Genomic DNA, 25,363 nt, shown 5'->3' with positions numbered 1-25,363 from the left:
TTTCTCGGCCCCCTTGCCGAGTGATGTTGAGGAGGACGACTTTGCTCTACTCAGTAGCGGCGGTATTGTATTGCGTCGCTATAGATCGCTCCACTCGGAAACAGCTAGTGCTGGCTTGGCTTGTTGTCGAACGAGTGCTACAATTACTCCGAATCTCTAACCACATGCATATATTTCACCCCTGTCTTTTCTACTTTTGGCTCATATTTTCCAGGGACTTCGGTTGTTAGCCATGCTTCAAACTTCTCAGTGCCCTCTGTGAGATCAAACGATTCGAATGTACAAGACGATCGTCCACCAGCTATGCTCTTTGAACGGTGATCATCACCGATCCGCACCGCTATATCCGAGATCGCATTGATCTCAGTAAACTCGACCGTTACGTCATACTTACCTGGATGAGATATTTTCACATCCCAGTAACCGACATCCTCGTCACTCCACCCCGATCGGTCAGGACCAAGCCAATCCTGTCTGGTCAACAGAGTCGGGTTTTCTTCGGGTGCTCCTACCACAATTTTTGGTGGTTCAAAATCACGGGCGTCTTCCATTTCATCAAACCAAGACTCATACGAATCTCTTAACGTAGAAACAAGTGGTGCATTCTGCGTTGCGATATTTGTCTGTTCACCTGAATCACGCTGAAGGTTGAACAGTTTGCGACCATTTATTAGCTTGTATTGTTGGGTAACCACAGCACAATTTTCATAGAGAGTTGGTTCATCTCCTCGATGCATTTGGAGGAAAAGCTCTCGCTCTTGCAAGTGATTCTGCTCGTCAAGCAATATTGGACGTAGACTAGTACCATCGAGTGGTATGTCGGGTGAGACTGATGCCCCGGTGATGTCTGCGAGAGTCGGAAGGACATCTATAAAGTGAGCGATTTGGTCCTCTTCACGATCCGCCTCAATTTGGTTCGGCCATCGAATGAAAAAGGGAACACGGATGCCTCCTTCGTAGACGTCGCCCTTCGAACCGCGCAATCCAGCATTATACCGATCGCCTGCCATGCCGTGATCGCTTGTGAATATTACTATTGTATTGTCTGCAATCTTTTGTCTTTCTAAGGCTGATAATAGCTTCCCCAGATTTTCATCTAAATTAGAAACCATCGCATAAACTCTGGCGGTCTGCTCGTTGAGTCCCCTCTCACGATACGGTTCAATGTAGCGGTCCTCGACTTGAAGAGGAGTATGCGGTGCGTTTGTAGCGATGCACGCAAACGCAGGCTGCTCATCGGATTCAGAAATAAAGTCGGTAGCATTCTCTGTGAAGATATCTGTGCAATAGCCGTTTTGCTGTTCTGCTGTGCCATTTCGCTGCAGAGTTGGGTCAAAATACGTGTTTCCTGGCGTATCGCCTGGCTGTCCTATCCCACCGCCACGATGCACAAGCGTTTCATCAAATCCTTGATCCTGAGGTCGCATCGGGAAATTATCGCCTAGATGCCACTTTCCAAAGATGCCCGTTCGGTATCCCTGTGTAGAAAGAACCTGTGCGAGAGTCGTCTCGTCCGGATACATCATTGAGCGGCCGATGTAAGTATCGACAACGCCGGTTCGGTAGTGATATCTCCCCGTCATCAGACTGGCTCGAGATGGTGAACACATTGGCCCACCGTAAAAACGAGTAAATCGAGTGCTTTGATTGTATAACCGGTCTATATGTGGAGTCTCAACAACAGAGTTCCCATGACATCCCAAGTCACCATACCCCAAATCGTCTGCAATGATGAGAATGATATTTGGCCGAGAGCGGTCGATACGACCCGCTCCTCCGTCTGGCGAACCTGATGCGTTTTGGGTCATTCATCAGTATCATTTATTTCTCTGTTCTTAATACTGTGCATGCGACCTCAGTCTCGGAGAGTACGTGTAAGGACGTGTTTGTGTTCGCATTCATCGCTATCCAATTCACGATTTCTATGAGGTTGTCCTATCATGTTGGTGTAATCAAGCTGATGACGCTGATCGCATCGCCACGCTCATTAAGCACTTCAATGCATAATCCGCGAATCTTGTCGTCATCCTCCTACCCGAAGACGCCGCCACACTCAACGAAGACTATCAGCATTTCACTGACGTCGAGGCTCACTTGCCACACATTATTAATTAAATAAAGATAATATGACTTATCAAGAACTAATACAGAGATGATTAGAAATCATCTTGAATTATTATAGTGTGGTGGATTCGAGGTCTAATTATTGTATAATAACAAAAAATATCTCGTATATTCTTCTAATTGTGTATTTCAAATAATAACCTAATATGTTTGCTATCGAATGATAGCTCTCTACATCGGTTATTCGCGACACAACGATGGATCCATTCAACACTAAGAAACCACATAAGACAGCGACTTTAGAGATCATATTCCAGAATATATCTATTTATTTTTGTTGGTTACATAGAAGTGATACGTAGATCGATTATATCATTTTTAAAAATAGGTGCTACCGAGGAGATATTTCATACGCAGGTCGCTGAGCAACTTTCCTGCGAGGACAAGTCCTTTGGTCAGAATGAGTCAGTGAGTCGCATGCGAAACAATGTGGAACTGACTGTCTCATATAAAACAGAACCGGTAGTCGGTAGAATGAGAATTCGTTGACTCCAACCACAACCATCAATAAAGTGTAATCTGATTCTCTAAACTTATAATATCCGTAATAGCCGAATGAATAATTCCTTACGAGCATCAGAAAGCGTAGATATTCCTTACTATTTTACGATGCTAATACTGTAAAGTAGATTCGTTTCCATATATAATCCGAATAAATCGAACCATATCGAGCGAATCTCACAGGGCCAAAAAGCTTTTATTCGATAAAGGTTCACTGGCAGTTTGTGCAGCAAATAGGCATTATCATGAACGGCGTTACAGGGCGAATGGGGACAAACCAACACCTCATCCGGTCAATCGTTTCACTCCGCGACGAGGGGGGTGTTAGACTGCCAAACGGGGAATATGTGGTTCCAAGGCCCCATCTCGTTGGTCGAAACGAACGTAAATTGCAGGCATTGGCTGACGAGCACGATATAGATCAATGGACCGCTGACCCCGATTTAGAGTCCTGCTTGGCAGAGGACGATGAAATTTACTTCGACTCTCAAATCACTACACGTCGGACAGAGGCAATTTTAAAAGCTATTAATGAAGGAAAGCATGTGTACTGTGAAAAGCCATTGGCAATGGATCTCGACACGGCGCTCAAGGTCGCAAGCACAGCCAAACAGGCTGACACCAAACATGGGATCGTACAAGACAAGCTTTGGCTCCCTGGACTGGTGAAACTCAAACGGTTGATTGATGAAGATTACTTTGGTGAGATCCATTCAGTCCGCGTCGAGTTTGGATATTGGGTGTTCACGGGGCATACACAACCAGCACAGCGCCCATCCTGGAACTACAGGGCGGAGGATGGGGGTGGAATCATTGATGATATGTTCTCGCACTGGAGCTATGTTCTCGAAAACCTCTTCGGTCGTGTCGAATCCGTTCGCTGCCTCGGAAAAACACACATCTCTCGACGGGTAGATGAGCAAGGCGAGGAGTATGAGGCGACTGCTGATGATACAGCATATGCGATTATGGAACTCGAAGACGACATTGTCGCCCAACTAAACTCCTCATGGACGGTCCGCGTTAATCGTGATGACCTCCTCGAGATCAAAGTTGACGGGACTGAGGGTAGCGCTGTTGCGGGACTGCGTGAGTGTAAGACACAACACCGTGCAAACACACCGAAACCAGAGTGGAACCCCGATACGCCATCAGAACACGACTTTTATCAGGATTGGGAAACGGTACCTACAAACAAAATTCACGAGAACGCGTTCAAACAGCAGTGGAAGAAGTTCATCCGTCACGTCGTCGCAGATGAGCCATTCCCTTGGGATTTCCTTGCGGGTGCTAAGGGGGTCCAGTTGACTGAAGCAAGTCATCAGTCTTGGTCCGAAGAGAGAAAAATTAGCCTCAATGAATTATCGATATAACTGAATTCGTTCAAACAGCATTCCTGTTAATCATTCTTGCCAAATCATTTTCACACTCTCTATGAGAGAGAGAACACGTTGGAGGGGTGTGGAATGGTGATCTGTTCTGTTTGGCGATTTACTAGTTAGAAACTCTCGTGCACAAATACGCGGCAGTATTCATTGTAATGAATTGATTTAAATAGATTGTTCAATTCTCCAACTCCATGGTAGTCAAGTTAGGTTACGTAGGAGTAGACCATCATCACCGGGATCCATATTTCGCAATTGCGAGTGGATTGGAAGTAGATATCACAGCAGTCTGTGAACCAGGCCGCCAAATAGACACAAGGCAGCTCGCAGCAATGGACGAGCGTCCCGACGAGATTACTACCGAAGGACAAGAAATTGCAGATCTCGTAAAAGGAGCCACTGTATACGAGGATCCGCACCGCTTAGTCGCTCAGACAGATCTCGATGTCGTCTGGATTACGTACCGCAACGACGAGACTCCATCGATTGTGGACACTGCTATCGAGAATGGCGTGAATGTGATCAGTGAGAAGCCGATTGGACGGACTGCAGCAGATCTGGAATCGATCGCTCAACGTGCCAACGAGACTGGCGTGACAGTCTCCCCAACTTTGTACTACCGAACGAATCCGGTCGCAATGGAACTTCGAAAGCGTGTCCAGAACGGATTTTTTGGAGACGTTTGGACTGTCGAGGGTCGGTTCAACGCTAGCCAACTGTCCTACAGAGATACAACGCACTACATTTACGACCGTGAAACGAGTCGCGGAGGTGCTCTGCAATGGATTGGCCCACATTGGATCGACATGATTCCGTGGATTTTAGACGACCCTATTTCGAGAGTAAATGCGCAATTCCACTATACTTCTAAATCCGATGTTGACGCTGGCGCAGTACTCCAATTTGAGACCGAGAGTGGTACTATCGGAACATATCATTCTGGATACTATCTTAACAGCCGTGGCAAAGACACTCACTTAGGTCTCTACGGGACTCAAGCACAGGCGCTCACTCCCGTCCACCACGATTCACTCCAGAACGAGTCCACACTTCCTGTTGAATTTATTTCAGACAACCCGGATTGGTCCGGTGCACCGAAACGGACGATCAACTTCGAGTTCACGTATGACCGATTCCCTGCTTGGGGTGACTTCGTGCAGGATTACTTTGAAGCGTACTTTGCGGGATATGAGACAGGTGACTTTCCAGCTACGGTTAATGATGCAGTCCAATTACTACGCGTTTTGGACGCAGCCTATGAGTCTGGCGAAACTGATGAATGGGTCGAAGTAGGGACCTGAATTCCACCAGTTGAGATAGATTCCCCCTATCGGGCTTGGTCTTAGAAATCAGATCTCAATGATCCCTAACGGGAAGCCACAGCGTTCACACAATTAGCAAAGCGACCTCGAAGCAATCAAAGCGAAGCCCGCATCTCTCAGTAAACTCTTGAACAGATATCGACTGAGCGATTCGAGCATAGTGAATTTTATAAGTATGGGGTCGGTCAGATAGCCTATGCCAAATGATGACACTCGGAAAACATTGAAAACAACGACAATGTCGATGAAAATTCTCAAGTTACTCTCGGAAGCTGATGGGGCACGGGTAGCTGAAATCGCAGAACAAATGGATGCACCGACAAGCACTATTCACGGTCATCTCGCGACACTTGAGGCGGAACAGTTCGTATTCAAACGTGGGGGAATCTATTTTCTCGGCTCTGAGCTACTTCGACTTGGTAGTAAAGTCCGAACGCGCAGAGAAGAGTTTATACAGGCTCGTGAATTCACAAAAAAACTGTTCGATGAAATCGGCTTTCGGTCAATTTTCGTCATCGAGATGGCTGGTCGAGCCGTCTTTATTCATACCGCGTCCGGAAGTAAAATGAGATGGACACACGAAAACCTCGGAAATCGGTTATATCTTCACAACACCGCTGTTGGTAAAGCTATCCTCGCAGAGCATCCATCACCTAGGGTGGAACAAATTCTTGACAAGTGGGGGATGCCACAGGAAACTGAGCGCACGATCACTGACCGTGAGAAGTTGTTTAGTGAGTTAGAGGAAGCTCGAGAGAATGGGTACGCCGTTAACCACGGCGAAAATATCAAAGGTCTTCACGCAATCGGCGCAGCAGCAACCGAGCGGTCGGGTAATATCATCGGTGCATTTAGTGTTACTGGTCCAAAGAACTCGTTCACCGGCGAGGAACGGGAAAGAGAGATAGCCGAGTCGGTTCTCGAGATCGTTGACGAGTACGAGCTCGAGATATTATTAGCGTAGAAAGAACCGCTACCGGGATACAGGAACCGCTTCACAGCTTATCGATAGGAAAGTATCGGAGCTATCAACGACGTTCATGTGGGTTAAATGTATCCGATTGCCATGCTCTTCGATGAGCGTCACGGAATGTCGTCTGACAATGAAGACTCAATTCGACCACTTGTTCAATACGCTGTGGAATCGACTCACCCCGTTCTCGAACACTGCGTTAATTGCAGTGTGTACTATACATTGTGGCCATCCGCATGAGAAGCCAATTTAGTAGATGAATGAACAACCTCTCGGCTGCGTGAGTCTATTCAGCGGCTACTGTCATCGAAGACTTCCGATGTACTCTAGCTACCACAATTATTATAGTACCGCTCTTCAATGATGTTATCGTGGGTTATAGAATTGCCTTTATTGGTACTGGACCGGAACCCGACAACCCCGTCTGGGGAGAAAGTGCAGCAATGGCATACCGCCACGCGCCGGGATATCGAGACGATGATCGGTGTGAAATCGTTTCGTGCGCGGATCTCGTTCGCGAGAACGCAGAAGCATTCGCTCAGGAGTTCGATATCGACACCAACTTGATTTTCGAAGATTACAACGAAATGCTTCGTGAAATCGAACCGGACATCGTGAGTGTCTGTACTCCGGTTCCGACACACGCTCCGATCGTTCTCGACTGCATCCGTAGTGGTATCCTCAAAGCGATACACTGTGAGAAGCCTATGGCGACGACATGGGAGGATGCCCGTCGCATGGCGCAAGAGGCGGCAAAAAATAGTATTCAATTAACATTTAACCATCAGCGTCGGTTCGTCTCCGACTGGCGTGAACCAAAAGAGCGGATCGAAAACGGCGAAATCGGAGAGCTCCAGCGACTGGAAGTATCCTGCGGCGAACTGCTAGACAACGGTACCCATTACATTGACCTTGCGAACTTCTACAACGACGAGTGCTCGTCCGAGTGGGTGCTTGGTGGACTCGATTACCGGACAGAACACATCAAGTATGGTGCTCACAACGAAAACCACGGGTTGGCTGTGTGGGCCTACGAAAACGGTGTCCATGGATTGATCTCCACTGGAGTCGGTGAAGAAATGATCGGCGCGAGAAACCGTATTATCGGAACGGACGGAACTATCGAAGTACATCCTGCCGGAGAAACGGGTTACCGCATCCGCCGATCTGGCGACGAGGACTGGCAGATGTTCAAATCGGAAGATGAACACTGTGATGGTGTCAAACTGGCGATCGACCACGTAATCAACTGTCTTGATACCGGTGAAGTACCAGAAATTTCGGCCCGACGTGCACTGGCCGTCACCAAGATCATCTTCGGAGCGTGGGAGTCAGTGCGTCAACGGAGCCGCGTTGACTTCCCACTGACCATCGATGACAATCCGCTCGAATCGATGGTTCAATCGGGCGATATCAATCCGGTACCGGAAGAAGAACAGTGACGAGTGTCAGTTCAGTCGGCACAATTTAACTGCTTTTCAGTTACAATCAGGCCGAGTTCAGGACGTTTCGGTACTCTGAGGCGTCCGTTAGACGGATCGAGCGGAGGATTTAGAAGCTTGTGAAGGTGGAGCGCTTGCTCCGACCGGACTGGAACCGTAATGATTTGGGAGTGATCTTCGACACGTGAAGTTAGTTGGAGAGACTTGCTATGAATTGAAGTGCAGCGGCGGTATCGATTCCACTATTTTAGGAGGAGGCCGAACAGAGATAAGTTCAATAGCGATTCGTCAAGGCATGCGTCTTGCTGTCCCATCGATCTCGCCTTCCCAGACAACTTCGACAAGCACCAGCTCGTTCCAATGACAACATTGTAATCATCTGTTTGTCCATCACTAATGTTCCCTCATATGGAACGAACATACTGTCTACACTGTTATAGTTGCTCCTAATTTGTGATTATTGGACCTTTTTCAAAGAGTTAATCATCCAATGCTCTACGTGCGTAGACAACTGGTTCTATGTGTTGACTGCGGAGATGAAATGGTGTCCTATCACTGGTGACTCTCCCAACGCATCTATTCCTCATAGAAGAACAATATTTATAGTATTGATTTCCGAATACCTTCTATGGGAAAAGGAAATAAGAATACACTCAGGTCTGTAAGGATTGCTTGTGAGCTACTTGAGACCCTTCAGCAGGTCGGTGGAGCAGGAATCACTGAATTGGCGAATGAAACTAACTATTCGAAGAGTACAATTCATCGCCAGATGTCGACCTTACTTGAGCAAGAGTATATAATTAAAAAGGGTACGTCGTACCAACTGAGTCTACGATACCTTGATATTTCACACCATGTAAGTGGTCAAATTGAGAATTATGACGTTATCAAAAAAGAAGTGAAGACTCTTGCCAAAGAAACAGGAGAAGTCGCACAGTTCGCAACAGAAGAGCATGGGAGAATTGTGTACCTGTATAAGTCAAAGGGAGAACAAGGTGTAGAAACCTCCTCACATATCGGTACTCGAGAATATCTTCATTCCACCTCCCTGGGTAAATCGATTCTCTCACAGATGTCTCAAGATCGAGTTAATGAGATACTCGCTCGACGAGGTCTTCCAAAGAAGACGAAGAATACAATCACTACCAGAGAGGCACTATTTAACGAACTTGAAGAGATACGGGAACGAGGCTTTGCATTCGACAGAGAGGAGAATGTGATGGGACTTCACTGTGTCGCAGCACCCGTTATTGAAGATGGCATTATGCTCGGTGCTGTGAGTTTATCTGGACCATCGAGTCGAATCAAGGGAGATCGATATGAAACTGAGCTTCCCGAGATTGTGACTCGAACTGCAAATATAATTCAACTCAACTCGAAATTTTCTTAGACAAATAAGTCTCACATATCGGAGTAGACTCGAGAATTATATATTTTAACTAATTATTGCGGTGTTTTGTGATGTTTAGGATAGAATATAATGCGTTAGCGTCTGTGGTATCTGAACCCGATATACCAACGAATCCATACGGCAGCTCCATCACCATACAGCAAGCCGTTGAACCGAACATCAATCTCGACCTTTGATGGTAATCGCATCACCTTGTGGTATACGATGCCTCAATCAATACAATACCCCGATCAGGAGATTGTGTGTCCCGTCATTTGTATTGACTCCTGAATAGTTGTGTTCTGAAATATCATCAAGTTAGATACGTCGAATTAGTCGGTTCTGCGTAGATCATTGTGCCTCAATACAAACTCGATACCCAATAATCGCTTGGATAGTGAAGATCATCAAGTGTCCACAAGTAAGATAGGTGTGGTAACATTTGCTATATTGACTAGTATTGTAATGAATATTATGTGATTTTATGTCCAGGGAATGGAATTGTGGTGACTTGAGTGAGAATAACTCGCACAGGTATTTTTATAAACTATTAGAACAACATGAATACGATGGATAACGGAGAAGTCAAACAGCAGCTTCAAGGTGTACCTTTCACGACGGCAACACCATTTAGCATAGATCGAGAAGAAGTTCTACACGATGAACTGGCTGACAATCTTCAGACGCTTGAGAGGGCGGGTGCACAGATATTCATCCCCTGTGGAAACACCGGTGAATATTATTCGCTTTCACACAACGAACGCGTGGAGGTTGTCGCTACACACGTTGAGGCTACCAGCGAGAAGTCCACCATCATCGGTGGTGCAGGAGGAAGTACAAAGACTGCAACCAAACTAATTGATCAGTATGAGCAGATTGGTGCTGATGCAGCGATGATCATGTATCCACGCCATACCTATATCCACGAACAAGGTCTGATCGATTACTATACGACCCTCGCAGAAAACACAGATCTTGGGCTTGTCCTATATAAGCGTGGACCTACGGTATCGGATAAAGTGTTGGCCGAGGTTTCGAAATTGGACAACGTAGTTGCGATCAAGTACGCTGTCAACGACATCAAAAACTTCTCACAAACTGTTTCAGACACCCCGAAAGATCTGGTTTGGCTCAACGGAATTGCCGAGCGCTACGCACCAGCTTTCGCGCTTGAAGGTGCACAGGGATACACTACTGGCATTGGTAACTTTGTCCCAAAAGCGGTGTTGGAACTCAGCAACGCAATCGAGAAGAAAGACTGGGAGCGTGCTCGTACTATCCGCGATATTCTCCGACCGTATGAAAATCTTCGCGAAGAAACTGGCACCAACAACTCACTCAAGAATGCGAATAACGTACCTGCTGTGAAGTATGGAATGGAACTTGCAGGTCAGTATGGTGGACCAGTACGTGAGCCACTTGTTGAACTCTCAAGTGAAGATAAAAAACGTACAGAGAAGTATTATAACCAGATACAGGAAGCAGCAGTCACAAACTGATTTGAGTTGATTGATTGATCGTTGGCTCTGTAGATCACTCGGAGTCAAGCCCGAGACACATTCGTTGCGTATCTGTAGATTCAGTACCAACCACTGCTTGGTTGGGATTGGTATTACAGATCGCCGATCAGTACGCTCTGCGTGCTACTGACGTCTTTTTTCGACTCGTAATTTTCACCGGCAACCAAGATTCCTGATTACGATGTTCATTATGTGATGGTGTGTTTTGCCAAATAAAACGGGACTGCCCAACGCGTGTCTTTAGACACGTGAAGAGATCAAGCTGAGATTACTCTTGACGTGGGGAAATTGTCGTTTCTGGGTCTCGTTCTAATTTCCAAGCTCCCATTGATTCGTCCCACCGCCAGAGCCCCTCTGGGTTCTCGTTTTCTGTGGTGTCATTCTGTACCATCTCTCCATCTCGAGCACCGACATAGCCGCCGTCGGCAACGTTCTTTTTTGGATACACAATGCCATTGTTCCCCAAGGTTGCTGTGCCATCCTGATTAATTGTTACAACATCTTCTGCTGTATTGCGGATAGACAATGAAACACTGTCTGTCCACTCTTCGTGACCAAGGAGATGAAGTTTGTTCTCGGGAGCAAAGATTCCCAACCCAAACATGCTACTGTAGCCAGCTCCGGCGAATTCCAACAACTGAAGCCACCCCTCGTCTCCAGTACCATGGTTGAACTGTGAGGGCTGTTCAGAGAAACGATGACGCTGAGCAACCGTCTTTGGTGAGTCATTAACATATTGTAACGCGGAACTGATGTCAACACTCCCAACTGCCCAGACACTGGCCATCGGTCGCTGACGCGAATCGTCCATCGGAGTATATTCTGCGCCAAGTGCTGCGAATTCATCTAGCCCGTTGCGGACAACAACGACGTTCTCTGCGCCCTCACGAACTACCGAAACTCCTTCGTGGAAATACCGTTCAATCAACCGGGTTCGCTCCCACTCGTCGGTATCGTCTCGTACGTATACGTCATAGTTTCCAACGCTATGGCGTCGACCATTCTCGAGGTGAAGCACACCGTCGTCGTCGGTAATTAGATGAGCTTCGACGTTACCTTCCTCAGAGACACGGATATCGCATTTCTTCCATTTGTAATTACAACTAGCCCCGGGGATTTCTTCTGCTTCCCATCCATCTTGATACGTTGAGAAATAGTATTGTACCTCTTCTCTTTCGTCATGCTCAGCACCGAATAAAACATACATACTGTCTCCATCGAACGCATGCTTAACCGGCGTAACATACTCCCCATCGAAGACCCGAACGTCCCCCTCAGCACGTTGCGGCCACGAAACCGTCTCACCGTAACAACGATCATTTAGATCATACATCTTCTGGGTCTCTGGGTCGTAATACGCATGATATGCATCTGAGTGATAATCATCATGATTGTCACCGTTTGCGACAAACCACGAAATGTGGAACTTGCCATCATACTCGTCGAAGTCGGTGATGTATGCGTCTGCACAGTCTTCGTGATGTTCTGTGACATCGATCACCGGACCAAGGTCTTCCCACGAGTCTCCGCCATCTTCCGAACGGATAATCGTTGCAAACTCGTGGGCAGGATACGTATCGCCGTGCGTACTAGTTCCGTCACCATATCCTCCTGATCGATAGAGTACATACACATCATTGTCATACACGAGAGGAATCGGATATGTTCCCTCAGGGACAGCAGTCATTGGACCCATCTGTTCCCAAGAGGAGATATCATATGGATTCTCCGACCGAGAATAGTAGTGAGGGCTGTTGTGCGAACTATAGAAGACGTGGATAATACCATCGTCGTCGATTGCCATCGATGGCGTCGCATGTCGGTTATCAGCTAGGTGGTCGAAGTCAATTTGATAGTGAGGAGATCTCTTTCCAGTTTCGTGGTCATATTTCAAGGCGTACTGATTACCAAGGTCACCTCTGATAACAACGAAGGTGGTGTCTTCACTTTCCACATATTCAGCTTGCTTCCCATGATTCCCTGTTACTGCATGTCTTGCACCACGGTTTGTGAACAAGACGGGATCTCCTACTGAAGTTCCTGCAGTCTGTGCACTTCTCCTGCCACTGTCTCTCTGACTTGGCATACCCATGCTGGAATTGCATACACAATAGATCTATCGGAATGTGTGAAGTATCATTCATAAGTCCCAGCAAGTCCCTTATTATTTCAATCGTGTATTATTGTTCCTCTATGAGAAACAAGAGAGACGACCAATAAAGAACAGATCGAAATCACCTCGACAAGAGCGGTGACGAGGGCGTTGCTCTCGTGCGTTGATTACACCAAACGACGAATTCAGTCTCTATAAGCTGGCGAAGAGTACAGATATCCCCCGCAAAATCACGAGTCGCTATCTGCTCCGAATCAAACGCAATGTATAGAATTTGAACAAATGAACAGCGGCGTGCCTCTTATCTACCGAGACATCGGCAGATTCCCGTAGCCATACTATTGTATATGGAGTGATTCGGTGATGGCAATTGCTGTATCCAAGAGTCACCGAACACACTCTATATTTTCACGTAGTACCGTTCCCCTATGTGGGAAAATTCGCTGCTGACACACTTCTAAAGAAGCATTTCCTCGGGAGGTTTACAGCACTAATAGTGTAATGCATACACTGGTGATATAGCGTTGTACTGCTCGTAGAGAGTTACAACCCGATATCGAAGGAAGGTTACGTACTATTCCTCTATGTGGAACATAAATTCCCTGGGGTTTGTGAAGGTATAGATATAATAGAGATTGTACTGAAGCAGTTTATTTAAACTCTAAAATTATGCAACTAAGATGAGAGTAAACAACGTGTTCTCTTCAATGAGGTCTACTCATGGTGAACACGCGTATGAAACTTGGATTCGAAAATTTCGCAACCTCGTATGAAACGTTTCACCGTCGAGCAAACCGATCCTTCGATAGCCGATCACTAGACGGTAAACGCATCAAGCGGCCCCGGTGCGTCAGCGTCACATCGGAGAATCGTCTCGCCTGCCGCGTCCGTAACGACGGCAGTGTCACCGCTGGTGGTGAGTACCGGAGGGCGATCCCATTGCTCATCGTGATCTGCACTCGCGGCAGTGACTGCTGTTGCGATCCAGTGGATTCCTGGGTCGTGCGTGCCGGTCAACGTTGGCACGACCGTCCGTGGATAGCAGACGTTTGTGTTTGGGTCCTGATTGACGACGCAACCAGAACGATCCCCACGGAGATCTCGAATCCCGCCAGTTCCAGCAGGATACTGCACAAACGCTCTTCCTAGCGACTCGGTGTGCTCGAAGGCGTCAGGGTCCTCGTTACCACTCCGGTCAAGTGCGAAGCCACCCTCTCCGCTGTGGAGTCGGCGACTGGTGTCGATACGGTGGATGCGCACGTGCCACGGAAGTGCAGGAGCGACCCACGTGTCGACAGTCACATCGTCCCACGCATCCCAGCGAGAGTAGAGTGTCGTCCCGTCAACGGTGGCGTCCTCGACAGTAAGCCTCAGGCGGTAGTGAGACTCGTCTTCACTGAGGACGAGCGCACCGTCGTGGGCCGAGCCAGCAAGACCCTGTGCCCGCGTGCAGATGCCGAAGCCGAATTCCGTTGAGTACGTTATCTTCGAATACTTCTCCAAATACTGGCTGTTCTGCCCCGCAGTGAGCGCGTAATGGTGACCCGCCTCATCATCGCGGCAGATAATCATCTTTGGTTCGGGTTGGACCGTCAGCTCGTCGACAGCGGAGAGTGGTCGCTCGTCGGCTTCCCAAAACGGATGATCGGCCGGCAGCGCAAGCGGGAGGAAGGCCTTCATCGCCCAGTACGGTGAACTTGGCGAGTTGTAGGACTCGCTCATCTTCAGGTTCGGATAGCGATACCCGATGCTCAACACGCCATCGTTAGTGAAGATTGGTTGGTCAAGCCACCAGCGGATGTTGCGCGCCCACAATCCTCGGATTTCGCCCCAGGGCAGTGCCTCCACGTCGGCGAGCGCGAGTGATCCCCAAAAGGCCGCCTGCGCGGTACGGTATGTAAGACTGCGCCCGAATGGGAGTCCTGCACCACTCTGGTGGAACCAGTGTTTGTACTGTTTCGCAAATTGACGAGCGCGCTCTCTGAATCGATCGGCGCGCTTTGGATCATCGTCAGCTGCGAGGGAGGCGTAGATAAGGCCGTAACAGTGCATCGACCACGCGATATAGTGGTCACAGGGACGTTCATCGGCTGGCCCGTCCGAATACCACCCGTTATCGAGGTAGAACGACTCCAGTGTGTTGAGGGTTTCCTGCGTCCGCTCCCAGTCGTGATCAGCATTGACTGACCGGAGACCCAGCGTGGCGAGCACGCGGAAGAACTTCCAGTTACATTCGTAGAGGCTCGCGTCGTTCGCCTGATTCAATGCCTCAACGAGATTTTGCTGTGTTTCTGCGCTGAGTGGGTCCCACAATTCGTCGGGTGCAAGCGCCAATCCGACACCGACGGCTGCCATCTCGACGTGCTTCTGGTCGTAATCTCCAGACGGAAGCCAATACTCTGGATGTGAGGGATCAGTCCCATTACGAATCCCTGTTCGAAATAGCGACCAGTGGTCAAAATCGCCACCGCCCGCGGCGAGTGGGGCCAGCCCCCAGAGCGGGCGTGCGAATCCTTCGAGCCCGACTGCGACATCCGGGAAACTCGTGCCCGTTCCGCCCGGATTGACCCGCGCCCTACCAGGACTGAAGTGTGCTCGAAGTGGCTTGAACAGTTTCACGGCCGCTTGCTGAAAGTCGTCTCTCGATTGTAATGGCTGGTCGCCAACGGGATTCATGCACGGAAGATGATTTCGAACTGTGATAAGCGTTCGCAACTACAACGGTGGTACTATTCAAGTGAGGACGTAGTGGTGGCTACTGTGTGACTGAACCAGTGGCGAAAGCTCAACGTTTGGATGGAACGCGATGGAACAATCGTTGAGCACATCAAGCAGACAGGAATTGCGACCAGTCCGCTATTCCGAAGAATGATTTCAATTGGTTTCATGCCGCTTGCTCTCATTTACACGGTCGGTTGATAACTGGACCGTTGCTGTGACCGTTCTCTCGTCCTCAGCGCTTCCTCACTCAAGAGAACGGAACCAGTCCACGAACGCCGGGAACGCCTCTTCGGGTTCCGGTATCGATGGATGCCAGCGCTTCTCGTGTTCGTACGCCAACCAACCATCATAGCCGTCATCGTGGAGTGCGGCGATGACGTCGTTCATCGGTAAGTCGCCGGTGCCGGGGAGGGTGTATACGTAGCCGTCGTCTGTCGCATCGTCGTGGGACATATCAAGCACAGCGTCTTTTATGTGGACATACTCGATGCGATCGCCGAGAATGTCAAGGGTCTCGGTGGGCGTCTCATCAGCGAGGCGAATCGTGTGTGCTGCGTCCCAGAGAATTCCGGTGTGCTCTTCGGGAAGTTCGTCAAGTAAGCGTCGGCAGTCCTGTGACGATGTCCATTCGTCGTGTGTTTCGACCATCCATCTGAGGTCGCTCGCACCGTCGATATCGAGAATCGCATTCATCGTATCGCCGCCGATGCGAGCGAGTTCGTCGGTTGACCGATCGCTATCGCCGCCGCCGAAGACGCGGATTCGGTCAGCATCGAATGCAGTGGCGACTTCGACGAGACGTTCGGCCTCTGTCACGTTCGCTTCTCGTGCATCGGCGTCACAAAGTCGAATGCTTGAACTAAACGCACTTGTTCTCAGTCCCATATGTGCGATCTTCGACGCAGTTGTATCGGATTGCTCGGCAAATAGTGGGTGACGTGTGACGTCTAGTTGCTCTTGATAGCCGCGAAAGTCAATGCCGTCGTATCCAACCTCGCGTCCGACGCTGCAGATCTGTTCAATATCCCATTCTGGACAGCCAAGTGTCGACAGTGCTAACTTCACAATAGTAACCACGGAATCCACTATTATGATTCTTCGTGTAACCAGTGCAGTTACTGCGGTTCCGGGAGCGCACGGCGTTGGCGCTGTGGGACGAGGAAGTTCGCTCGGTGTTCGGTCTCGACAAACTGGAGAATACCGTTCTTTGCTGGGCACCCATTTGAGGTAGATTGTTGATGGGCTGGACACTGAGGTGTAGTGTGATCACTGTCAGCGTCAGTGTCGACGAAACTCATCGCCTGTCGAGTTTCAACGAAATCAGTCATCGCGCGTTGTATTGAGGTGAAGTTAAGCGCTGCACGTCCGGTCTCTGCGCTGATAGCCTCTGAACGGCGAAGGATACGAGGTTCAAAGTTCGAGTCGCGGGCGCGAGCCACTTTCTGCGTATGGCCGACAACCCCGTATTGCTCCGCATCCGCCTCGGTAGACTGAGCGATCGTCTCGTTAATGCGGCTGTCGTTGGCAAGAAACCTCCCAACCTCACCGACCGACTCCGGACTGTGCTGTGGACTGAACATCCGATGAACACGATCCCCTTCCGAGCGATTGTACCATGCCTCGAGATCCAGCACGAGCTCGGAGACGTGGAGCGTTGTGCCGCCCGCAAACGGCCCTGTCTTGATAGTCACACGCTTCTCGGACGCTTGATTGTCAGAGAATCCAGATTTGTAGCCCATCGCAGACGGTGACTGCTCGTTAACGGCATCGATATCTACCTCGTCCGAGAGTCGACTACTGACCAGACCTGGTCCCTTGAATCCAGTGCGTCGTGCAGCGATGGCAAATACATCTGTGAGTGATGAACTGACCGGAACACCATTGAGTTGGTCTCTATTGCCACGCATTGCCTGCTCAGCGGCAAGTAACACCTCGACTCGATCGCTTGTTAGGAGGGCAACCGCGTCGTAGTGATCTGCCTTTGACTCGTCTTCACCAACTGCTTTGAGCACTTGCTCTGGCGTGGATAGGTCGACTTCGGTTGTGAACGAGCGGTCGAATCGCGCGAAGTAATCCGGCGTGTAGCCTATCAGTCCGAGCAGACCGTTGAGACTGAGCGCGTCCGGGCTGCCACCAGTGCCGCGTTGGAACGCGCGATCAACGCTCGCAAGACAAGACTCAACTGCCGCTCGCTCTGCCTCCGTCGGCGGGATACTCCCCTTGTACTCCAGAAACAAGAGCAGTTGATAATGTGGCGCGACTGTGTTTCCATGTGAGTCAGTCACAAGAGCATCGTTCCATGCATGCTGCGAAGCAGGGTATGTCGAGAGGTCCGAGGGACCTGTCGGAACGTCTAACCCTCCAGTGATCTCCATACACGCGGACAGACCAGCCGTACTCCCCACTGCGAGGGCAGCCCGAAGTAGCCCTCGCCGAGTGAGTCCCCTCTCTGAGCCATGTTTTCTCATAACATTCCATTTGAACTGATGGTTATCAACCTATCGCTCACAGAGACGATCGTGAGTTGTGCTTTTGGAACTATCTTCATACCGAGTGTACTGTTCGTCCTCTAGCAGCTCCGCAACCGTTCGATGTCGATGGCCACGTGTGCGTCCCATAGGTTTATGTTGGTCGTCTCCTGAACTATCTCGGATGAGACGTGAAGGAGCTGTCGTAGCTACAGTCGTCCTTATAGGCGCATTGATGTATCTTGTGCCTGCCGCGATGATTTTTGGGCCCGAACTCGTGGACGGCTCGGCGAACGCGTCCGATATAAACACACCAAACACATCGCAGGAGACACGGCTGGCCTTCACGGACGTCGCAAAGAATCGTAGCCTGAGCTACGAGGCGGTTCGAAAACTCAACGGAACGCAGGGAACAATGGGGCGATCAGGAGTCTATGTCACAGATTACAACGGTGATTTGCGGGGTGACGTCCTCCTAGTGGGCGGCAAGCGTCCGATGCTATTCCGGAACACAGGCGACAAATTCGTCCATTCAAACGCGTTGCCGGCTCTGAACGATAGTGCGGTCTACCGGTCGGCGCTGTTCGTCGACTACAACAACGACGGTCGTGAAGATCTTGTCCTCAATCCAATGCACGGTGAACCGATTCTCCTACACAACAATGGAGATTCGTTCGTACCACAACCCGACGCGTTCGATGCACGAATTGAGGTTCCAGTCGCTGTCACTGCCGCGGATTACAACGGTGACGGCTGTACAGACATCTTCGTCACGCAGAATGGCGATTGGATACACTCTCGACCAGCACGAATACAGCCCAATCAGACGACCGACAACGGGAAGCCCAATTTCCTATTTCGTGGGACCTGTACGTCGTCCTTCGAGCGTGTGACCGACGCTGGTCTCGATGGTGCGCATTGGAGTCTGTCAGCGAGTTTCGTCGACTTCACTGGCGACGGGAAACCCGACGTTCATGTGGCCAATGACTTCCACCACGATATCCTCTACGTCAATCAAGGCGATGGCACTTTTTCATCGCGCGAGATTCCAAACACTAACCGAAACGGGATGGCCTCAGAGGTGGATGACGTCGACGGAGATGGTGACATGGACATCTTCGTCAGCAACATCTATTGGACGCGCGATATACGTAGCCGCCTCGACAGCCTTGGGGTAATCACGAGTGGCTCCATCGGCAACAATCTCCTCATTAACGATGGCGACGGCAACTTCACTGATCAGGCTTCTGAGTGGGAGGTCCGGAACGGTCGGTGGGGGTGGGCGGCGGTGTTGGAAGACTTAGATAACGACGGCGACCAAGATCTGTTCCATACGACCCGAAAGCAGTTCGTCCCCGAAGAGGTTCAAGACCGATGGGGAGACGCGTTCGATCGCTTTGCCCAGTCTCGCATCTTCGAGCGCATCGGCAGTATGAAGTTCGAAGCCAGATCTGCACCGGACGTTGGTTTTGAGAAGACCGATGGACGTGGTGTTGGTCAGTATGACTTCGACGTCGATGGCGATGCTGATCTCCTCGTCGCAAACGTGAATGGACAGTCACGGCTGTATCGGAACGATGCAAGAGAAGGCAATGCATTGCAGTTGACTGTCCGGCCGAATAACGGAAAAACAGTACTGGGAACGAAGGTTACAGTCATCACACAGAGCGGAACCTATCATGAACGTGTGACGGCCAAGGCTGACTTTCTTTCGCAGGACAGTCGGATGCTCCATATCGGCGTTGGCGACGTTGAACGCGCTGAAGTTGTCCGTATTGAATATCCTTCGGGCGACACAGTGACGTTTCGTGACTATCGCGTTGGCCAACGGCTTGTGATTCAGGGAGATCGTATTGTAGAACGTCGCTCATTTACGCCTGCGAATATGACTTAAAGGTATCTCTACTGAGATATATGAGCGTGGCGCTGACAAAGACCAACGGGAATAATATGATAGTGGAGATGCCGGCGAGCGTACCACAGAGACACCACCACCAACGCTTCCCGTCACGGATAGCTAGCGCCGTCACGAATTGTATGAACGCGAGAAGGAGGAAGCAACCAGCTACCGCGACAACTGTCTCGGAAGAGAGTACGCCAAGCCATTGCCCTGCCTCGAGCACTGCTGTCTCATTCGTTTTGCTGATCAAATATTTGGTCAGTAGATCCATCGCAACACCGGGACGGTAGGAGGTAAGGATCCAAATTGCACTTCCTGCGTGAACGATTCCGGCGGCGAAGAGATGCCCTGCACCGACCAATCGCGTCCGTGTCCCGAATTTGCGGTCAAAGGAATTTGCGACCATCGTCGTACTGATTTGGATGTGACAGCATAGCTATTGGGGTATTAGTGTGGATACGTTCTTATGGTTCCGGTAGACATCGGATGATCGATGTGTTGCTTCTACTTCTACGGTTCCACATCGGTCCGGAGGCGTGCTGTCTGAACAGTTCAGAGTACTAACCTCGGTTGACTATCCTAATACATAACAAAAAGATATAAGTGGATGTACTCTCCAGATAAAGTGTATGTCAAAAGCTGACAAGATAATCAACCGTCGAAGATTCATTCAGACGGTTGGAATTACAGGATCGATCATGCTTGCAGGTTGTCAGGGGAATGGAGGTAGTAATAACGCCGAAGGTGGGGGTGGGAAGAATGAAAATGGGATTTTCAATCGGACATTCCATGTGCCCTCAGAAACCGACTGGTCGAATGTAAATTGGAATCTGTTCAATCCACAAACAGATACAACCCCAGATCAGACTAGTTGGTGGGTATACGATACCCCCGCTCGATTCAAACAAGGACAGAATGAATGGTCGCCGATGATTGCCGAAGATTTCGGTATCGACGGGAATACGATCACGCTCAAGCTTCGGGATGACTACGTCTGGCATAACGGAGACGATCTCACCGCCCAGGACCTTGTCACCCAATACCGCATCGACAAATATCTCGAAGCACCGATGTGGAACTTCACTGAGGAAGTCAACGCATCTGATGATTACACTGTTGAGATCTCAGTTAGTAATGTCAACCCGGACGTGGCGTGGCCGTCGTTCATGGATCGGATGATCTATGCCAAGAAATCGATCTATGGGAAATTCCTCAAAGAACTTGAGCAAACAGACGGAAGCGATGAAGCAATTAATTCTCTACAAGAGTTCCAGTTGGACGAGCCAGTAGGGAACGGTCCGTTCAAGATGTCTGAAACGACTAATGATGCAATCATTTTCGAGCGATTTGAGGATTATGCCGCTGCCGACAATATCAACTGGGCGAAGCTGAAGGCGACCTTCTTCCCGAAAGAGACGGGGATGCACCAAGCTGCCATCGGTGATCAGGTCGATGCAGTTGATCACCGACAGTTCCCAAACAATATCGTCAATCAACTTCCGGATCACTGGGATGTTATCCGAGTTCCTGCTTTCGAGGGGAGTATGATGGCATTTAGTCCGAAGGGTGAGTTTGTCGGGATGGATGTTGATTACGGTCAAACGCTTCGAAAGGCCATTTCTTATATGTTTGACGCAAAACAGTATAAGTCTCTTCGTGCCGCGTCAACGACCGTCTCTCCTCAGTGTGGCCTTTGCAATACGGCCATTGAAGACTATATCAACGATGTTGCAGGTGACTTTGAAGCCTACGGTCCTGGACCAAAGATCGACAAGGCAACGCAACTGCTCAAAGGCGCAGGATTCCAGAAGAATGACGGCCAATGGTACACTCCCGATAACAAACTAGTTAACATTCCGTTCAAAATGACGGGCAGTTGGACCTCGTCACATTCCGTCTTCGGAAATGTCCCCGAGCAACTCAACAACTTTGGAATACAGTCCGAATCGGTCATTGTAGAAGATTCGGAGTTCTTTGGGCCGGTGTTGACTGACAACGACTTCGAAATGGCTCTTGCCGGAAACTGGGGTCAGGTCGGCTTCGCCCACCCGTACTTCAACTTACAACCCTGCATTGGTACTGTCGGTGAACCGGCTTTCTGGCGGCCAGACATAGATAAGTACGAAGTTCCAATGCCAATCGGTAACGCGAATGGGAACTTACAGACGATTAATGTCACTGAGAAGCTTCGTACACTTTCAAAGACATCCAAAAAGAGCAAAGCAAAGAAGATCATCAAAGAACTTGCCTGGACTGTCAATCAGGTTCGTCCGTACATGAATTCGACGGAGAAACGAAATCAGCACTTTATCACTCGTGATATGTGGTCGTACCCTGAGTCAGGGAATGGTAATCTCAAAACGAATATTCCATTCATTCATCTAGCTAAGACTGGAGAAATGAAAGCTACGAACTAGGGTGTGACGCACTGTCGAAGTGCTTTCCAAGGTGAGTTGGGAACGCTACTATCTGGAATATCACTATACGTTGGTCGTTTGAATATTCGTGTGATCGTTGGACGTCATTCTCAGTGTGCAGGTTAGCCAATTCCGTATAAATAAACACCAAGGATACTCCATCCTTCATTCCACAGTCGCCGTGCGATTTCGTGATATGGGATCATACCTCGTTCCGCCATTTTTATTACATAGAGTCGTGACTAATAGGTACAGATGATACCAAAGTGGATAGTAAAGAGAATTCTTCAGGCAGTCTTGACAATTTTCATCGTTGTCAATCTCGCTTTTGTTCTCGTACAGAAACTACCTGGTGGGCCTCTCACGTATCTCCGGGCACAACTTCGGGGACGTCCAAATATGGCCCAACAGATCGAACTTATGAAAAAATACTTAAATATCAATCCTCAGTTACCACTACACGAGCGTTATATCAACTACATGTCCTCGCTCGTACAGGGGGATCTCGGATTTTCGCTTTCGACTGGGTCTCCGGTTTCGGAAATCATCGCGGAGGCATTGCCTTGGACAATTTTCATTATGTCCATCTCAATTTCATTGGCATTCATCGTGGGGATCTCTCTCGGTGCCATCATGGCGTATAAGGAGGGTACGCGATTCGACTCGTCATTGTCTCTGGGCGCAATCTTCACTCAGTCGGTTCCGTATTATATATTCGCGCTAGTGTTCGTCTTTTATCTGGGATATTATTGGGGTATCTTCCCAACAGGCGGTCGGTACGGGGAAGCCCTCGAACCAGGCTGGACTGTAGCATTCTTGGTGAGCGTTCTTTATCATGCTCTGTTACCAATCCTGTCGATTATCCTTACTTGGGCAGGTGGCTATGCTTTGGGGATGCGTGGGAACAGCATCCAGATCCTTGGAAAGGATTATCTCCATGTAGGTCGCCTTCGAGGGCTTTCCTCAAGACGAATTGCACTCAGGTACGTTGGTCGTAATGCAATCCTTCCAATGTATACTCATTTAGTTCTCTCTATTGGTGCAGTGTTCGGCGGGTCCGTGATTTTAGAAGAAATCTTCCGATATCAAGGAATTGGGTTCTACCTGTTCAAGGGAATCGAGGCACGTGACTACCCATTAATGATGGGTACGTTTATGGTAATTGCAATTGCAGTTATTGTTGGAATCTTCATTGCGGATCTTACGTACGGATTGATTGACCCACGGACCGGCAGTGAAGGTGAACGCGAGACGTACTCCAACGTCGTTTCAGCTGGCGAATTGATCACCAAGATCCGTGCTCGGCTTAGTACGCTCCCATCGCAAGCGACTGGAAAAGACAATTCCGAAAGTGCAGGCTCCGAGAAAGAGTTCATCCTCGATACAGAGCAATATCTACAAGAGACACCAAACAAGACTGAACGGTATCGTCGGTTTGTTACTGAGTCGGTTATTGTACCTGCCAAAGTGCTATTAGCAGACTGGCGAGGCCGTGTCGGTTTGACGATTCTGCTCGCGATACTCTATCTAGGGACCATTGGCGTGATGGTTGTGCCAGAACCTTCAACCGCGCCAGTGGACGATCGGTTCCTCAAACCGTTTACCAACTGGGCCTTCCCGTTGGGCACTGACCGTACCGGTAAGGGGCTGTTTTCCCAGACTGTCCACGCAACCCCATATATTCTGAAGATGATCGCTTCTGGTGCCGTTTTCGCGACTGCAATTGGTGTACTCGTCGGCCTTGTGTCCGGTTACATTGGTGGCATTGTCGATCGACTCTTGATGACTCTCAGTGACACCCTCCTTACGTTGCCAGGGCTACCCCTTGTCATCGTGATCACATTCTTCTTAGATACTACAAATCCATACTTTATCGGTCTCATCCTTGCAATTAACAACTGGACAGGACTTGCACGGGCATTGCGTTCGCAAGTTCTCACGCTCAGAGACGCCGCGTATGTAGAATCTGCTCGAACGATGGGACTTTCTACCTCGTCCATCGTCCGTGTCGACTTGTTGCCGAACCTAATGCCTTATATCTCGGTCAGTTTCGTTAGCGCGACTCGACGGATTATCTTCGAAGCAGTTGCGCTGTACTATCTCGGCGTACTGGGTGGGATTACTCCGAACTGGGGTGTCATGATGTCAAATGCGGTCAGTGGCACAGCAGCACTGTACAACTCGGAATTAGCCCATATCGTGCTCGTGCCAATGTTTGCAGTTGTGCTTCTTTCGCTCGGTTCGTTGTTACTCGCACAGAGTGCTGACCGTGTGTTCAACCCTCGATTGAGAACCAAGTTCTTCTCTGAATCTGGGTCCACAACAGTCGAAGAATCTGAATCAAGCGGTAAAATTGTCGGCACTTCAGATTAAATCGCCTCATCTGTCACGCCATTCTTTACGACCTCCCAGTCACCTTCACACGAATGATCTACTCCATCCAGATCTGCTGTGAATCTACAACCCGACACGAGTGTTCACGAACCCACAGCGACTTCTCCGGTAACGTATCACACGCCGTCCACTCGGTTCGTACCTCAGGAGCTGGCCATTACGAAATGGATCCCCGTCCGCCACGCTCGCCACGCTTAATCGAGGACAAAGGCTTAGCACTTACGTATCAGATTGGTCGGTCGTGGCGTCGACAAAGTAACAACACGGCCACTCCGATTAGAAGTGAGCTTCCATTGATTGCTGTTGAGAGTGTAAGGACAACCATTGCCCCCTCTGAGAGACCACCGATGAAAGCCGAAAATGCCGACAATATGAGGAGTGTCGTGGTTAGAGCGATAACAACCCAAACCAGTTGTTTGAATGAACAAAGGACATCTGCAAGGTCTGTGAAATCAGGCATGTCAATTGCATATAGCCGCAGTGATTTAGCAATTTGGTTGTCTGGAATCGGTTCTGATGCAGATATAGTATAGTGATTGCAGTTCCATCGTGGACTTTGATGTTACCGCTTCCTACTCATGCAACTGTCGTTTGGGAGGAGAATACACCGAAGAACCTAAATTATAGAAGCCATATCTAATCATAAGGTATGCTAACTTATTTGTCCTTCGTAAGTTCAGACTTGGAACAGAA

16 protein-coding genes are annotated in these 25,363 nt (G+C 49.3%); 9 read left to right on the top strand and 7 right to left on the bottom strand.

Translation table 11 applies throughout. The features are described from left to right. Positions 1-143: 143 nt before the first annotated feature. The gene (locus MW898_RS23200; RefSeq protein WP_248910650.1) at positions 144-1,808 is read right to left on the bottom strand and encodes an arylsulfatase; all 1,665 of its coding nucleotides are present in this window, start codon (positions 1,806-1,808) and stop codon (positions 144-146) included. 1,041 nt (positions 1,809-2,849) lie between these two features. On the opposite strand from MW898_RS23200, the gene MW898_RS23195 reads away from it, so the two are divergent. The 6 genes from MW898_RS23195 (at position 2,850) to MW898_RS23170 (ending at position 10,636) form a co-directional block, all read left to right on the top strand. Beyond that, positions 2,850-3,998 carry a Gfo/Idh/MocA family protein gene (locus MW898_RS23195; protein ID WP_373689907.1) on the top strand — a complete coding sequence of 383 codons (1,149 nt, stop codon included), beginning with the start codon at positions 2,850-2,852 and terminating at the stop codon, positions 3,996-3,998. A gap of 206 nt (positions 3,999-4,204) precedes the next feature. After that, positions 4,205-5,311 (top strand): Gfo/Idh/MocA family protein, encoded by a 1,107-nt coding sequence (locus MW898_RS23190; RefSeq protein WP_248910648.1) that lies wholly within the window; start codon positions 4,205-4,207, stop codon positions 5,309-5,311. 217 nt (positions 5,312-5,528) lie between these two features. Continuing rightward, positions 5,529-6,296 carry an IclR family transcriptional regulator gene (locus MW898_RS23185; protein WP_368409206.1) on the top strand — a complete coding sequence of 256 codons (768 nt, stop codon included), beginning with the start codon at positions 5,529-5,531 and terminating at the stop codon, positions 6,294-6,296. 380 nt (positions 6,297-6,676) lie between these two features. Next, positions 6,677-7,747 (top strand): Gfo/Idh/MocA family protein, encoded by a 1,071-nt coding sequence (locus MW898_RS23180; protein ID WP_248910646.1) that lies wholly within the window; start codon positions 6,677-6,679, stop codon positions 7,745-7,747. Between the two features lie 628 nt (positions 7,748-8,375). Further along, positions 8,376-9,137, top strand: a complete 762-nt coding sequence (locus tag MW898_RS23175; protein WP_248910645.1) for an IclR family transcriptional regulator — start codon at positions 8,376-8,378, stop codon at positions 9,135-9,137. A 569-nt stretch (positions 9,138-9,706) separates the two neighbouring features. Beyond that, complete coding sequence (locus MW898_RS23170) at positions 9,707-10,636, top strand: dihydrodipicolinate synthase family protein (RefSeq protein WP_248910644.1); 930 nt, start codon at positions 9,707-9,709, stop codon at positions 10,634-10,636. Between the two features lie 289 nt (positions 10,637-10,925). Here MW898_RS23170 and MW898_RS23165 read toward each other — a convergent pair whose 3' ends face one another. The 4 genes from MW898_RS23165 to MW898_RS23150 all read right to left on the bottom strand — a co-directional run bounded on the left by MW898_RS23165 (position 10,926) and on the right by MW898_RS23150 (position 17,959). Next, a complete protein-coding gene (locus MW898_RS23165) occupies positions 10,926-12,743 on the bottom strand; it encodes a BNR-4 repeat-containing protein (protein WP_278000000.1) in 1,818 nt (605 codons plus the stop codon). A gap of 843 nt (positions 12,744-13,586) precedes the next feature. Then, positions 13,587-15,446 carry a DUF2264 domain-containing protein gene (locus tag MW898_RS23160; protein ID WP_248910642.1) on the bottom strand — a complete coding sequence of 620 codons (1,860 nt, stop codon included), beginning with the start codon at positions 15,444-15,446 and terminating at the stop codon, positions 13,587-13,589. A 288-nt stretch (positions 15,447-15,734) separates the two neighbouring features. After that, positions 15,735-16,556 (bottom strand): sugar phosphate isomerase/epimerase family protein, encoded by an 822-nt coding sequence (locus MW898_RS23155; RefSeq protein WP_248910641.1) that lies wholly within the window; start codon positions 16,554-16,556, stop codon positions 15,735-15,737. A 50-nt stretch (positions 16,557-16,606) separates the two neighbouring features. After that, positions 16,607-17,959, bottom strand: coding sequence for a DUF7405 family protein (locus tag MW898_RS23150; protein WP_248910640.1), 1,353 nt, complete (start codon positions 17,957-17,959; stop codon positions 16,607-16,609). 184 nt (positions 17,960-18,143) lie between these two features. Between MW898_RS23150 and MW898_RS23145 the strand changes: the two genes are divergently transcribed. Then, complete coding sequence (locus MW898_RS23145; RefSeq protein WP_248910639.1) at positions 18,144-19,853, top strand: CRTAC1 family protein; 1,710 nt, start codon at positions 18,144-18,146, stop codon at positions 19,851-19,853. On the opposite strand, the gene MW898_RS23140 is transcribed toward MW898_RS23145, so the two are convergent. Further along, positions 19,831-20,265, bottom strand: coding sequence for a hypothetical protein (locus tag MW898_RS23140; RefSeq protein WP_248910638.1), 435 nt, complete (start codon positions 20,263-20,265; stop codon positions 19,831-19,833). The two genes, MW898_RS23145 and MW898_RS23140, sit on opposite strands and share 23 nt — an antisense overlap. A 223-nt stretch (positions 20,266-20,488) precedes the next feature. Here MW898_RS23140 and MW898_RS23135 point away from each other — a divergent pair, with 223 nt between their 5' ends. Together MW898_RS23135 and MW898_RS23130 are read left to right on the top strand one after the other, a co-directional pair. Then, positions 20,489-22,276 carry an ABC transporter substrate-binding protein gene (locus MW898_RS23135; protein ID WP_248910637.1) on the top strand — a complete coding sequence of 596 codons (1,788 nt, stop codon included), beginning with the start codon at positions 20,489-20,491 and terminating at the stop codon, positions 22,274-22,276. Positions 22,277-22,531: 255 nt separating this feature from the next. Beyond that, the gene (locus tag MW898_RS23130) at positions 22,532-24,649 is read left to right on the top strand and encodes an ABC transporter permease subunit (RefSeq protein ID WP_248910636.1); all 2,118 of its coding nucleotides are present in this window, start codon (positions 22,532-22,534) and stop codon (positions 24,647-24,649) included. 247 nt (positions 24,650-24,896) lie between these two features. On the opposite strand, the gene MW898_RS23125 is transcribed toward MW898_RS23130, so the two are convergent. Next, positions 24,897-25,130: a hypothetical protein gene (locus MW898_RS23125; RefSeq protein WP_248910635.1), complete on the bottom strand. Its 234-nt coding sequence runs from the start codon at positions 25,128-25,130 to the stop codon at positions 24,897-24,899. Between the last annotated feature and the right edge of the window lie 233 nt (positions 25,131-25,363).

Source organism: Halocatena marina, from assembly GCF_023276375.1.
In the GTDB taxonomy this organism is placed as follows: domain Archaea; phylum Halobacteriota; class Halobacteria; order Halobacteriales; family Haloarculaceae; genus Halocatena; species Halocatena marina.
This window is presented reverse-complemented; position numbering and strand designations above follow the sequence as displayed.

What these genes read in the sequence shown, in the direction of transcription:
- MW898_RS23200 (WP_248910650.1), bottom strand. Translation starts at nt 1,808, where the DNA reads ATGACCCAAAACGCATCAGGTTCGCCAGACGGAGGAGCGGGTCGTATC.
- MW898_RS23190 (WP_248910648.1), top strand. Translation starts at nt 4,205, where the DNA reads ATGGTAGTCAAGTTAGGTTACGTAGGAGTAGACCATCATCACCGGGAT.
- MW898_RS23185 (WP_368409206.1), top strand. Translation starts at nt 5,529, where the DNA reads ATGCCAAATGATGACACTCGGAAAACATTGAAAACAACGACAATGTCG.
- MW898_RS23175 (WP_248910645.1), top strand. Translation starts at nt 8,376, where the DNA reads ATGGGAAAAGGAAATAAGAATACACTCAGGTCTGTAAGGATTGCTTGT.
- MW898_RS23170 (WP_248910644.1), top strand. Translation starts at nt 9,707, where the DNA reads ATGGATAACGGAGAAGTCAAACAGCAGCTTCAAGGTGTACCTTTCACG.
- MW898_RS23165 (WP_278000000.1), bottom strand. Translation starts at nt 12,743, where the DNA reads ATGCCAAGTCAGAGAGACAGTGGCAGGAGAAGTGCACAGACTGCAGGA.
- MW898_RS23160 (WP_248910642.1), bottom strand. Translation starts at nt 15,446, where the DNA reads ATGAATCCCGTTGGCGACCAGCCATTACAATCGAGAGACGACTTTCAG.
- MW898_RS23150 (WP_248910640.1), bottom strand. Translation starts at nt 17,959, where the DNA reads ATGAGAAAACATGGCTCAGAGAGGGGACTCACTCGGCGAGGGCTACTT.
- MW898_RS23145 (WP_248910639.1), top strand. Translation starts at nt 18,144, where the DNA reads ATGAGACGTGAAGGAGCTGTCGTAGCTACAGTCGTCCTTATAGGCGCA.
- MW898_RS23140 (WP_248910638.1), bottom strand. Translation starts at nt 20,265, where the DNA reads ATGGTCGCAAATTCCTTTGACCGCAAATTCGGGACACGGACGCGATTG.
- MW898_RS23135 (WP_248910637.1), top strand. Translation starts at nt 20,489, where the DNA reads ATGTCAAAAGCTGACAAGATAATCAACCGTCGAAGATTCATTCAGACG.
- MW898_RS23130 (WP_248910636.1), top strand. Translation starts at nt 22,532, where the DNA reads ATGATACCAAAGTGGATAGTAAAGAGAATTCTTCAGGCAGTCTTGACA.
- MW898_RS23125 (WP_248910635.1), bottom strand. Translation starts at nt 25,130, where the DNA reads ATGCCTGATTTCACAGACCTTGCAGATGTCCTTTGTTCATTCAAACAA.